Source organism: Pseudomonas sp. Lz4W, from assembly GCF_000346225.2.
Classification (GTDB): Bacteria; Pseudomonadota; Gammaproteobacteria; order Pseudomonadales; family Pseudomonadaceae; genus Aquipseudomonas; species Aquipseudomonas paraversuta.
Genome location: NZ_CP017432.1, coordinates 426,076 through 438,652, shown reverse-complemented (window position 1 = coordinate 438,652; position 12,577 = coordinate 426,076). Strand labels below are relative to the sequence as shown.

11 protein-coding genes are annotated in these 12,577 nt (G+C 60.9%); 5 read left to right on the top strand and 6 right to left on the bottom strand.

What is annotated here, in order from left to right; all coding sequences use genetic code 11:
- Positions 1-38: 38 nt before the first annotated feature.
- The 6 genes from B195_RS02060 to bioB all read right to left on the bottom strand — a co-directional run bounded on the left by B195_RS02060 (position 39) and on the right by bioB (position 6,687).
- A complete protein-coding gene (locus tag B195_RS02060; protein WP_004419459.1) occupies positions 39-1,844 on the bottom strand; it encodes a phenylacyl-CoA dehydrogenase in 1,806 nt (601 codons plus the stop codon).
- Between the two features lie 284 nt (positions 1,845-2,128).
- Complete coding sequence (gene bioD, locus B195_RS02055) at positions 2,129-2,809, bottom strand: dethiobiotin synthase (protein WP_004419461.1); 681 nt, start codon at positions 2,807-2,809, stop codon at positions 2,129-2,131.
- Positions 2,806-3,618, bottom strand: coding sequence for a malonyl-ACP O-methyltransferase BioC (gene bioC / locus B195_RS02050; RefSeq protein ID WP_004419463.1), 813 nt, complete (start codon positions 3,616-3,618; stop codon positions 2,806-2,808). Before bioC ends, bioD begins: the two co-directional genes overlap by 4 nt.
- A complete protein-coding gene (locus B195_RS02045; protein ID WP_004419465.1) occupies positions 3,611-4,342 on the bottom strand; it encodes an alpha/beta fold hydrolase in 732 nt (243 codons plus the stop codon). The genes bioC and B195_RS02045 overlap by 8 nt, the downstream gene beginning before the upstream one ends.
- The gene (gene bioF / locus B195_RS02040; protein ID WP_004419468.1) at positions 4,335-5,507 is read right to left on the bottom strand and encodes an 8-amino-7-oxononanoate synthase; all 1,173 of its coding nucleotides are present in this window, start codon (positions 5,505-5,507) and stop codon (positions 4,335-4,337) included. The genes B195_RS02045 and bioF overlap by 8 nt, the downstream gene beginning before the upstream one ends.
- 124 nt (positions 5,508-5,631) lie before the next feature.
- Positions 5,632-6,687, bottom strand: coding sequence for a biotin synthase BioB (bioB, locus tag B195_RS02035; protein ID WP_004419470.1), 1,056 nt, complete (start codon positions 6,685-6,687; stop codon positions 5,632-5,634).
- An 89-nt stretch (positions 6,688-6,776) separates the two neighbouring features.
- On the opposite strand from bioB, the gene B195_RS02030 reads away from it, so the two are divergent.
- From B195_RS02030 to rarD, 5 genes are all read left to right on the top strand, one after another.
- Positions 6,777-7,517 carry a ComF family protein gene (locus B195_RS02030; protein WP_004419472.1) on the top strand — a complete coding sequence of 247 codons (741 nt, stop codon included), beginning with the start codon at positions 6,777-6,779 and terminating at the stop codon, positions 7,515-7,517.
- Between the two features lie 58 nt (positions 7,518-7,575).
- Complete coding sequence (locus B195_RS02025) at positions 7,576-8,340, top strand: TOBE domain-containing protein (RefSeq protein WP_004419474.1); 765 nt, start codon at positions 7,576-7,578, stop codon at positions 8,338-8,340.
- An 83-nt stretch (positions 8,341-8,423) separates the two neighbouring features.
- Positions 8,424-10,325 carry a PhoX family phosphatase gene (locus tag B195_RS02020; RefSeq protein ID WP_004419475.1) on the top strand — a complete coding sequence of 634 codons (1,902 nt, stop codon included), beginning with the start codon at positions 8,424-8,426 and terminating at the stop codon, positions 10,323-10,325.
- Positions 10,326-10,459: 134 nt separating this feature from the next.
- A complete protein-coding gene (locus tag B195_RS02015; protein ID WP_004419476.1) occupies positions 10,460-11,434 on the top strand; it encodes a serine/threonine protein kinase in 975 nt (324 codons plus the stop codon).
- A 159-nt stretch (positions 11,435-11,593) separates the two neighbouring features.
- The gene (gene rarD, locus B195_RS02010; protein ID WP_004419477.1) at positions 11,594-12,478 is read left to right on the top strand and encodes an EamA family transporter RarD; all 885 of its coding nucleotides are present in this window, start codon (positions 11,594-11,596) and stop codon (positions 12,476-12,478) included.
- The last annotated feature ends 99 nt before the right edge of the window (positions 12,479-12,577 follow it).

Genomic DNA, 12,577 nt, shown 5'->3' with positions numbered 1-12,577 from the left:
CCTGGGGAGAAGCGGCTTTTTCAGATGACTCGCCGGGCTTAGTAGCCCAGGTCGAAGTCTTCTTCTTTCATGTCCATCAGGTTGCCTGCGCCCGAAAGCATGGTGGCAACGTGGGTACGGGTACGCGGCAAGATGCGCTGGAAGTAGAAACGTGCCGTTTGCAACTTGGCTTTATAGAACGCTTCTTCGGACGTGCCCGCTGCCAGCTTTTCAGCCGCCAGACGCGCCATGTCAGCCCAGAAATACGCCAGGCAGGCATAACCGGAATACATCAGGTAGTCGACCGAGGCCGCACCCACTTCTTCGCGGTCTTTCATGGCTGCCATACCGACCTTCATGGTCAGCTCGCCCCATTCCTTGTTCAGTGCAGCCAAAGGTGTCACGAACTCCTGAACGGCTTCGTTACCTTCATTGGACTGGCAGAACTTGTGCACGATCTTGGTGAAGCCTTTGAGCGCTTCGCCTTGAGTCATCAGCACTTTACGGCCCAGCAGATCGAGTGCCTGGATACCGGTGGTGCCTTCGTACAGCATCGAAATGCGGCTGTCGCGAACGTTCTGCTCCATACCCCATTCAGCGATAAAGCCGTGGCCGCCATAGATTTGTACGCCATGGTTGGCGGATTCAAAGCCGACTTCAGTCATGAACGCTTTAGCGATTGGAGTCATGAACGCCAACAACGCATCGGCTTTCTTTTTCTCGTCTTCATCAACGCCGTATTTCACGATGTCGACTTGCTTGGCGGTGAAGTAAACCATCGCACGGTTGCCTTCGGCGAATGCCTTCATGGTCAACAGCATGCGACGTACATCCGGATGAACGATGATCGGGTCAGCAGCCTTTTCAGGTGCCTTGGGCCCGGTCAACGAACGCATTTGCAGGCGGTCGCGAGCGTACTTCAGGCCGCCCTGGAAACCGATCTCGGCGTGGGACAGCCCCTGCAGGGCAGTGCCCAGACGGGCCGTGTTCATAAAGGTGAACATGCAGTTCAGGCCTTTGTTCGGCGGGCCGATCAGGAAACCTGTTGCACCGTCGAAGTTCATCACACAGGTGGCGTTACCGTGGATCCCCATTTTGTGCTCAAGGGAGCCACAGGAGACCGCGTTGCGCTCACCGAGGCTGCCATCGGCGTTAGCGTTGAACTTGGGCACGATAAACAGCGAAATACCTTTGGTACCCGCCGGTGCATCCGGCAGGCGCGCCAGAACGATATGGACGATGTTGTCGGCCATGTCATGTTCGCCGGCCGAGATGAAAATCTTGGTCCCGGAGATTTTGTAGGAACCATCAGCCTGAGGTTCAGCCTTGGTCCGCAGCAGACCCAGGTCGGTACCGCAATGGGACTCGGTCAGGCACATGGTGCCGGTCCACTCGCCGGTAACCAGCTTGCTCAGGTAGGTATTCTGCTGCTCGGGAGTACCGTGCTCAGAGATGGTGTTCATCGCACCATGCGACAGGCCCGGGTACATGCCCCACGACCAGTTGGCCGCACCCACCATTTCGCTGACTGCCAGACCCAGAGACTCCGGCAGGCCCTGGCCGCCGTGTTCTACGTCGTGAGCCAGGCTAGGCCAGCCGCCTTCAACGAATTGTTTGTAGGCTTCTTTAAAGCCGGTAGGCGTTTTAACCCCGGATTCACTCCAGGTGCAGCCTTCGATGTCACCCACGCGGTTCAGCGGTGCCAGCACTTGCTCACAAAACTTGGCGCCTTCTTCAAGAATGGCGTCAACCATATCTGGAGTAGCGTCCTGGCAAGCCGGCAGGCTCTGATAATGCGCTTCGTAACCGAGCAGTTCGTCACGAACGAAGCGAATATCACGCAAGGGGGCCTTGTAGTCAGGCATAGCGATAAACCTCTGCTGATGAATCCGGGGATGAACAACCGCGTGAATTTGTTATAGCGGTCAAACAGTTGTTTGAAACATACGTTTACGCCCATTTATTGTCAAGCAGCGCTATGCCGCCGTTCGTCTTGGGCATGATCGATACCCTTTTATATCGGGCCCGGCAGCAAATTGTGGGAGCCGGCTTGCCGGCCATCGCTTCAGCGTATTGCCACAGGCGCACCCGTCCCCAGGATCGCTGGTAAGCCAGCGCCTGAAGGGAGCAGTCACATGGGGAACAGAGCTTAGTCCAGCAAATCCAGCTGCAGATGCTCGGCCACAGCCTGCGCCGAGGCGCTCTTGAGCTTTGGCACACGGCCCAGGCAGGGAGCCGGGAGACGCTCGGCCAGGGTGGCGAGGTTTTCTTCAAGGCGGGAGGTCTTCGGACCAATGATGTTGGCCACCCAACCGGCCAGTTGCAGGCCATCCCGGGCAATCGCCTCGGCCGTCAACAAGGCGTGGCTGATGCAACCCAGGCGTACGCCCACCACCAGAATCACCGGCAGATCCAGTGCCTGGGCCAGATCCGACAAACTGTCTTGCCCGGACAGCGGCACGCGCCAGCCTCCGGCGCCTTCAATCAGAGTGAAATCCGCCTGCCGGGCCAAAATCTGGCGCATGGGCAACAACAACGATTTCACCGTCAGCACCACCCCGACTTCGCGCGCAGCAATGTGCGGAGCGATAGCCGGTTCGAATGCCACGGGGTTGACCTCGTCATAGCTGAGCTTGATTGAACACTCTGCCATCAGTGCCAGCGCGTCGGCGTTACGCAAACCTTCAGGGGTGTTGTCACAGCCCGAAGCCACCGGCTTGCCCGCCGCCGTGCTCAATCCGGCCTCGCGTGCGGCATACAACAAACCTGCTGCGATCGTGGTTTTGCCAACGTCGGTGTCGGTGCCAGTAATGAAGTACCCAGGGCTCATCGCGCTTTCTCCAGAATCCCGTAGACCACCTGATAGGTTGCCGGTAGTCCCGCAGGTTGACGAAACTGCTCGTAGGCACCCACCAATCCCTGAAGCCGTGCCCTGCCGGTCAGCCCTTCGGGGCGACCGGGGTTGAGATTATGCGCCCCCAGAGCTTTCAGCTCATGGGTCAACTGGCGCACTTGCGGGTAGTGCAGCACATGCGCCTGATTGTGCAGGCCGAGTACAGCCAGGCCGCTACCGGCGCACAGCTGTTGATAGGTCTCGAATTCACGGAAGCGATTGACGTGAACCTGACCATCCACCGCCCGCCAGCTGTCACGCAACTCGCGCAATGTACCCACGCACAAACTGGCAAAGGCAAACACGCCTCCGGGTTTGAGCACCCGCCGGGCTTCGCTGAGCACGGCATTGAAATCGGCACACCATTGCAACGCCAGGCTGGAAAAAATCAAGTCACAACTGCCGGACTGCAGCGGCAGGCTTTCGGCATCCCCTGCAATAAAATGCTGGGCACCGCCCTGGGGCCGGGCGAACGCCAGCATGCCCTGGGCGATATCCAGCGCCAGCCCCTCACTGTGAGCAAAACGCTGCCCCAGCACCCGGCTGAAATAGCCCGTGCCACTGCCCAGATCCAGCCACCGCTCAGGCTTGAGATCTGCCGGTAAGCGGCTGGCCAGTTCATGACCTACTGCACGCTGCAGTTCAGCCACGCTGTCGTAGCTGGCTGCCGCCCGGGAAAACGAAACGGCCACCTGACGCTTGTCCGGCAAGGGATTGGCGTGGGTTGCAACACTCAAATCAGTCATCGCCCGACTCATGTAAAAAACCCTGGATCGCCGCCGCCAATTCGTGGGGGGCTTCCAGCAGGAATGCATGACAGGCCTGTTCAATCAGACCCACTTCGACATCTGGTAACAGCGCCAGCACATCGCTTGCGGCCTGCACCGGCACCAAGCCGTCAAGCCCGGCGAACAAATGCAATTGCGGACCGTTGAACGCCTGCAAGGCACTGCGCGTATCGAGCTTGCCCAGTAATTCCAGGCCTGCGAGCAGGATGTCCGGCTGCGCTTTGGGCGCGCCGCCCAACAGCTGGCTGGCCAATGCACGGGGCTCGGCCGAGCCCTGGCTGCATAACAGACAAAAGCGTTTCAGGGTGGTGTTGGGTGCTTCGCGAAAACCGCCAAGAAAGAGCTCGAAGGTAGCTGCCGGCATGCCACTGGGCCAGTCGTCACGGCTGACAAAGCTGGGGTTGCTGGCCAGGGTCACCAGCCCGCAACAACGCTCACCCCGGCGGGCGGCCAGCTCCGTGGCAAGCATGCCGCCCAGCGACCAGCCGCCCAGCCAGACGTTGTCGGGCAGTGTTGCATCCAGCTCATCGAGCCAGTCTTGCAACGTGGTCGACGCCAGCACCGGCAGCGGTTCGATTTCAACCCGAAAGTGCTCGTCCAGGCCTCGCAACGCTGCGGCCAGGGGCTCCAGCGGTGAAACCCCAAGGCCCCAGCCCGGCAGCAAAATCAAACGGTCACGCATGGTCGGGCTCCAGCTTGCGCCAACAGTCAGCGAGTGCATTTAACAATAGCTGCACCTGCGCCTCTGTGTGAGCGGCCGACAACGTCACGCGCAATCGCGCACTGCCTGCCGGCACCGTTGGCGGACGAATCGCGGTCACCATCAATCCGCGTGTGCGCAGCATCTGTGACAGACGAATCGCCCGGCCACTGTCGCCAATCATGATCGGCTGGATCGGAGTAAAGCTGTCCATCAGTTGCAGGCCAATCTGCTCGGCACCACGGCGGAACTGACTAATCAATTGCTTGAGGTGTTCACGGCGCCAGTGTTCGGTGCACAACAGCTCGAGGCTTTTCAGCGTGGCACAGGCCAGCGCCGGTGGCTGGCTGGTGGTGTAGATGTAAGGCCGGGCGAACTGGATCAGGCTTTCGATCAACTCTTCGCTGCCGGCCACAAACGCACCGCTGGTGCCAAATGCCTTGCCCAGGGTGCCGACCAGCACCGGAACATCGTCCGCGCTCAGGCCGAAGTGCTCGACAATCCCGCCGCCATTGGCGCCTAACGGGCCGAAACCATGGGCATCATCGACCATCAGCCATGCGCCTTTGGCCCTGGCCTGGCGGGCCAGGGCAGGCAGGTCAGCCAGATCACCGTCCATGCTGAACACGCCATCAGTCACCACCAGCGTATTACCGCAAGCCTTCTCCAGCCGCGCGGCCAGACTGAGCGCATCGTTATGCAGATAACGATTAAAACGCGCGCCGCTCAACAAACCGGCATCCAGCAGCGAAGCGTGATTGAGACGGTCTTCCAGCACCGTATCGCCCTGCCCCACCAATGCCGTGACCGTGCCCAGATTGGCCATATAGCCATTACTGAACAACAGCGCCCGCGGGCGACCGGTGAACTCGGCCAGCGCCTCCTCCAGTTCGTGATGCGGTGTGCTGTGGCCGATCACCAGATGGGATGCCCCGCCGCCCACGCCCCAGCGCGATGCCCCGGCCTGCCAGGCTTCGATGACCTGGGGATGATTGGCCAGACCGAGATAGTCGTTATTGCAAAAAGCCAGTAACGGCTGGCCGTCGACCACTACCTGTGGCCCTTGCGGGCTCTCGAGCAACGGGCGCTGGCGATACAAGTGGTCGGCCCGACGCGCGGCCAGGCGGGCGCTTAGATCAAAAGACATGCTGGCCTCGAAAACAGATGGCGCACAACCTGCAGGAGCGAGCTGCCCCCTGTAGGAGCGAGCTTGCTCGCGAGCTTTTAAGCAACCTGAAACAGCTCGCTCCTACAGAGGGTGGGGCTCGGGTTTAAACCGCAGCGTTATAAAACTGTTCGCTGGATTTCTGATCCATCAGCGCGTGCTCAATGGCTGCCTGATGCACTTCGTCAGCGTGGTCCTCACCGGCCTCGGGCAAGATGCCCAGGCGGCTGAACAGCTGCATGTCCTTGTCGGCCTGGGGGTTGGCCGTGGTCAGCAATTTATCGCCATAGAAAATCGAGTTGGCCCCGGCAAAGAACGCGAGTGCCTGCATCTGCTCGTTCATCGCTTCACGCCCCGCCGATAGCCGTACATGGCTCTGCGGCATCATGATCCGCGCCACCGCCAGCATGCGGATGAAATCAAACGGGTCGATATCTTCCGCGTTTTCCATCGGCGTACCGGCCACTTTCACCAGCATGTTGATCGGCACCGATTCCGGATGCCCGGGCAAGTTGGCCAGCTGGATCAGCAGATTGGCCCGATCATCCAGCGACTCGCCCATGCCCAGGATCCCGCCGGAGCAGATTTTCATCCCGCTATCACGCACGTAACTCAGGGTTTGCAGGCGCTCGCTGTAAGTGCGGGTGGTGATGATGCTGGTGTAGAACTCGGGCGAGGTGTCGAGGTTGTGGTTGTAGTAATCGAGCCCGGCGTGGGCCAGCGCGCTGGTTTGCTCCTGGTCGAGCTTGCCCAGGGTCATGCAGGTTTCCAGCCCCAGCGCCTTGACCCCTTTGACCATTTCCAGCACGTAGGGCATGTCCTTGGCCGAAGGATGTTTCCAGGCTGCACCCATGCAAAAACGGGTGGCGCCGATCGACTTGGCCCGTGCCGCTTCTTCCAGCACTGCCTGGACCTGCATCAACTTCTCTTTGGCCAGGCCGGTGTTGTAATGGCCTGACTGCGGACAATATTTGCAATCTTCCGGGCAGGCCCCGGTCTTGATCGAAAGCAGCGTCGAAACCTGCACCCGATTGGCGTCGAAATGTGCGCGGTGAACGGTCTGTGCCTGGAATAACAGATCATTGAATGGCTGAACAAACAATGCGCGAACTTCGGCTAGGGACCAATCATGTCGCAAGTTGGCAAGGGTGCTGGCGCTCATCGGCGTTTCTCTTGATTTATGCTTTGACTTGAACCTGAAGCAAGGGCTTCAGGCACGGCACGGATGCCCGGCATGTTTAAGGATGCAAGATGAACTGTCAACCACATTGGATTAGTCTGGTTGACATATGGTTATTTAATAACCAGACCTGTTTATTGTGCGATGAGGCGCTCAAGGGCGTTTTACCGATCTGCCGTGCCTGTGAGCCTGAGCTGCCCTGGCTGGGTGATTGCTGCCTGCGCTGCGCCTTGCCACTCCCGGCGGCCCGGTTGACCTGCGGTGACTGCCTCAAGCAACCGCCTGCGTTCGAGCAGGTGCATGCGGCCTGGGCGTACGGCTTTCCGGTCGACAGCCTGATCGTGGGTTTCAAACACAACAGTAAATGGCCCTATGGCCGGCTGTTGGCCGAACTTCTCGGCCAATGCCTGCTTGATAGCTTCAACTGCGGCCAAGAGCGACCCGACTTCTTGCTGCCGGTACCGCTGTCCGTTCAGCGCCTGCGCCAACGTGGCTATAACCAGGCAGCCATGCTCAGTCACTGGCTCAGTGCCCGGTTGAACATCCCCTGCCGTGAACACTGGTTACTGCGCACCCAGGACACCCCCACGCAACAGGCGCTGAACGCCAAAGCCCGCAAGCGCAATCTGTTGCAAGCCTTCGGCCTGAGCCCGGGAGCGCAGGTCCAGGGCCTGCACCTGGCGCTGATTGATGACGTACTGACCACCGGCGCCACCGCTGAAAGCCTGGCGCGCCTGCTGCTCAAAGCCGGGGCGCGGCGGGTCGACGTATATTGCCTGGCCCGCACCCCGAAACCTGACGGAGCGCCTTGACGGGCCCGGGTTGAACAGGCACTTTCCGGGCTTCCAGCCGCCTTGCGAATCCGCCGTCATGCACCTGCCCTCCTTGCTTGCACAACACATGGTCCGCCGCCCGCAGCGTATTGCGCTGTTACAGCACATTGCCGAACAGGGCTCGATCACTGCGGCGGCCAAAAGTGCGGGCATCAGCTACAAGGCAGCATGGGATGCCATTGATGAACTGAACAACCTGGCGCAAACCGCACTGGTTCAGCGCAGCGTTGGCGGCAAAGGCGGGGGCGGGGCGCGGCTGTCCGTTGCCGGAGAGCGGGTACTGCGTCTTTACCAGCGCTTGCAGGTGCTACAGAGCCAGGTGCTGGATGCCGCCGAAGACACCGAAGACCTCGACCTGCTGGGGCGCCTGATGCTCAGAACCAGCGCCCGCAACCAGTTGCACGGCAACGTGACTGCCATATCCAGCCATGGCCATAACGACATGATTGAGCTCGCCCTGGCGGGCGGTCTGAGCTTGCACGCGCAAATCACCCGCGACAGTACCCTGCGCCTGGAACTGCAGATCGGCAGCCCGGTGGTCGCCCTGATCAAGGCCGGCTGGCTGCAACTGGTGGCTGCCAAACAGGTGCCCGCCCCGGGGCACAATCATCTGCAGGGGCGCATTGAGCAAATCCTCCACGCCGACGATGGCCCCAGCGAAGTGCGCATCAGCCTGTCCGGCGGCCAGGTTTTGTGCGCCCTGAGCGAGCCGCAACACCTTGAAATACTTGGCGCAAAGACGGGGGATGCAACCCAGGTGCAGTTCTCGCCGTCACTGGTGTTGTTGGGCACCCCGCTGTAACGGCCACCACGGCCGCTTGCAACACGGCTGTCATACCCGCGGCTTATGGTGGCTGGCAAAATCGTCTGCGAGCCGAGCCTGACATGACCCTGTTAAAAGAAGACCAACCCACCGACCTTGAGCAGATCATCGGCCTCAGTCGACGTGGCTTTATCGGCGCCGGCGCCTTGTGCGGCGCTGCCATGTTTTTGGGCGGCGGCCTGCTGAGCCGCAGCGCCCTGGCTACCGGCATCAGCGCCGCCTCCAGCCCGTTGCTGGGTTTTGACAGTATCAAGGCGGCCACCACTGACAGTATCAGCCTGCCACCCGGCTATCGCTCCAGCGTACTGATCAGCTGGGGTCAGCCACTGCACGCCGCAGGCCCGGCGTTCGACCCCGACGGTAACGGCTCGGCCAGGGACCAGGAAGTGCAATTCGGCGACAACAATGACGGCATGAGCCTGTTCGCCTTCGCCGATGACCCGAACCGCGCCCTGATGGCCATCAACAACGAGTACACCAACTACCGCTATCTGTACCCCCACGGCGGCATGCCCGCCTCCCTTGAACAAGTGCATAAAGCCCAGGCCAGTGAAGGCGTATCGGTCATTGAAATCCGCCGCACCGGCAACGGATGGGCGTTTGCCCAGGGCTCGCCGTTCAACCGGCGCATACATGGCAATACACCGATTCGCCTGGGTGGCCCGGCGGCCGGTCATGCCTTGCTGCGCACCCGGGCCGACAACACCGGCACCCTGGCCCTGGGCACCTTCCAGAACTGCGCCAATGGCAAAACCCCATGGGGCACCTACCTGACCTGTGAAGAGAACTTCACCGACTGTTTCGGCAGTTCTGACCCCAGGCAAGCCTTCGACACCGCGCAAAAACGCTATGGCGCCGTGGCCGCCAGCAAAGAAATCAACTGGCACCCCCATGACCCGCGATTCGATCTGGCGGTCAACCCCAACGAACTCAATCGCCACGGCTGGGTGGTGGAAATTGACCCGTTCGACCCGCACTCGATGCCCGTCAAACGCACAGCGCTGGGCCGCTTCAAGCACGAGAACGCCGCCCTGGCCGAAACCGCCGATGGCCGGGCGGTGGTCTATATGGGCGATGACGAACGCGGCGAATTTATCTACAAATTCATCAGCCGCGACCGGATCAACCATAAAGACCCCAAGGCCAATCGCGACCTGCTGGACCACGGCACCCTTTACGTTGCCCGCTTTGACGGCGGCGACAAAAACCCCGACCTGCCCAGGGGGCAGGGTCAGTGGGTTGAATTGAGCCATGGCAAAAACGGCATCGATTCCGCCGGCGGCTTCGCCAACCAGGGCGAAGTACTGATTCACGCACGCCTGGCAGGCAGCGCGGTGAATGCCACGCGCATGGACCGCCCGGAATGGATAGTGGTCAGCCCCAAGGACGGGCAGGTCTATTGCACCCTGACCAACAACGCCAAGCGCGGCGAAGACGGGCAACCGGTCGGCGGGCCCAACCCCCGGGAGAAGAATGTCTACGGACAGATCCTGCGCTGGAAAGCCCACAACGACGATCACGGCACCGACACCTTCGACTGGGACCTGTTTGTAGTCGCCGGCAACCCGCTGGTGCATGCCGGAAAAGCCAAGGGCGGCTCGTCCAACATCACCCCGCAAAACATGTTCAACAGCCCCGACGGTCTGGGCTTCGACGACGCCGGACGCCTGTGGATCCAGACCGATGGCGATTCCGGCAATAGCGGGGACTTCGCCGGCATGGGCAATAACCAGATGCTCTGTGCCGACCCGGCAAGCGGTGAAATCCGCCGTTTCATGGTCGGGCCGATCGGTTGCGAAGTGACCGGCATCAGCTTCTCGCCAGACCAGAAAACCCTGTTCGTCGGCATCCAGCATCCCGGTGAAAACGGTGGATCGACCTTCCCCGAGCACTTGCCCAACGGCAAGCCACGCTCTTCGGTCATGGCCATCAGTCGCGAAGATGGCGGCATCATCGGCGCCTGATGACCGCAGGCCCATCTGTGGGAGCCGGCGTTGTGCCTCAATCGCCGGCAGCCACAGGTTTAGTGCCAGATCGTTCCCGGTCTGCGCTAACATGCATGGCCGGACGCGGCAGCCTGCTGCGCGCAGGAGTCAGCATGTCTCATCCGTTTGCAACACTTACCCCTGATCTGGTGCTCGACGCCGTCGAAAGCATCGGTTTCCTGAGCGATGCCCGCGTGCTCGCGCTCAACAGCTACGAAAATCGCGTGTACCAGGTCGGCATCGAAGACTCGGAACCGCTGATCGCCAAATTCTACCGACCGCAACGCTGGACCAACGAAGCCATCCTCGAAGAACACCGCTTCACCTTCGAGCTCGCCGACCTTGACGTCCCGGTGGTCGCACCGATGATTCACAACGGTCAGAGCCTGTTTGAACACGCAGGCTTTCGCTTCACCCTGTTTCCGCGCCGGGGCGGCCGTGCGCCGGAGCCCGGCAATCTCGACCAGCTGTACCGCCTGGGGCAATTGCTGGGGCGCCTGCATGCCGTGGGGGCAACCAAGCCGTTTGAACACCGCGAAGCGCTGGGGGTGAAGAACTTTGGTCACGACTCCCTCACCACCCTGCTCGAAGGCAATTTCATCCCGCGCAGCCTGCTGCCGGCCTACGAGTCCGTGGCCCGTGACCTGCTAAAGCGTGTCGAAGACGTGTACGCCGCCACCCCGCACACCAACATCCGCATGCACGGTGATTGCCACCCCGGCAACATGATGTGCCGTGATGAAGTGTTCCATATCGTCGACCTCGACGACTGCCGCATGGGGCCTGCGGTGCAGGATCTGTGGATGATGCTTGCAGGTGATCGTCAGGAATGCCTGGGCCAGCTGTCAGAATTGATGGACGGCTACAGCGAGTTCCATGACTTCAACCCGCGGGAACTGGCGTTGATCGAACCGCTGCGGGCCTTGCGCCTGATGCATTACAGCGCCTGGCTGGCGCGCCGCTGGGACGACCCGGCGTTCCCCCACAGCTTCCCGTGGTTTGGCACCGAGCGTTACTGGGGCGACCAGGTGCTGGCTTTGCGCGAGCAACTGTCAGCGCTCAATGAAGAACCGCTGAAGCTGTTCTGACCCGCCCCCGTTTTCTGTAGGTGCGAGCTTGTTCGCGGGTTTTTGACTACCCGGTAAACGAACAGCCCGGACCTACAAAAACTTTGCTCGCAATCTGTAAAACCTGCTTACACTCTTGGCCTGTTCCGTATCCGTTAGTTGCCTAAGCAAGGACTCTGCATGCAAGCCGCCAACCCGCGTCGCGGGTACATTTTAGGCCTCACCGCCTATATCATCTGGGGCATCTTCCCGCTCTACTTCAAACTCCTGGCCAGTGTCCCCGCGGCCGAGATCATCGTAAACCGGGTGCTCTGGTCCGCACTGTTCGGCTCTTTGTTGCTGCTGTTCTGGAAACACCCCGGCTGGTGGCAGGAACTGCGCGACAACCCCAGGCGCCTCGGCGTGCTGGCCATCAGCGGGCTGTTGATTGCGGTCAACTGGCTGACCTATGTGTGGGCGGTCAATAACGACCGCATGCTGGAAGCCAGCCTCGGCTACTACATCAACCCGCTGGTCAATGTATTGCTTGGCATGCTGCTGCTGGGGGAGCGTTTACGCCGCCTGCAATGGCTGGCCGTAGGGCTTGCCGCCCTTGGCGTGGCGCAGCAGGTGTGGCAAGTGGGCAGCCTGCCGTGGGTGTCCCTGGTGCTGGCGCTGAGCTTCGGCTTTTACGGGCTGATCCGCAAACAGGCGCCCGTCAAGGCACTGCCCGGGCTGGTGGTCGAAACCTGGATTCTGGTGCCCATCGCCATTGGCTGGCTGCTCATGCACCCCGAGGCCAACAGTGCCCATACGGAGTTCTGGAGCAGTAAGGAAGCCTGGCTACTGGTGGCTGCAGGTCCGGCAACGTTGATCCCGCTGGTGAGCTTCAACGCCGCCGCAAGGCACTTGCCCTACACCACCCTGGGCTTTATGCAGTACATCGCGCCGACACTGGTACTGATTCTGGCGGTGTGGGTGTTTGGCGAGCATCTGTCAGAAGCCACACTGATGGCCTTTATGTTTATCTGGGCCGGTCTGGCGATCTATACCCTTGATGCAGTGCTGACCCTGCGCCGGGGATAGGGGGCGTGCCCAATCAGTTTCCACAGCACGCAGGTTCTGCTGTTGTGCAGCGCGGGAAGCGAGGCTGAATCATTCCAAACCAGCTTCGCGCAACACGGC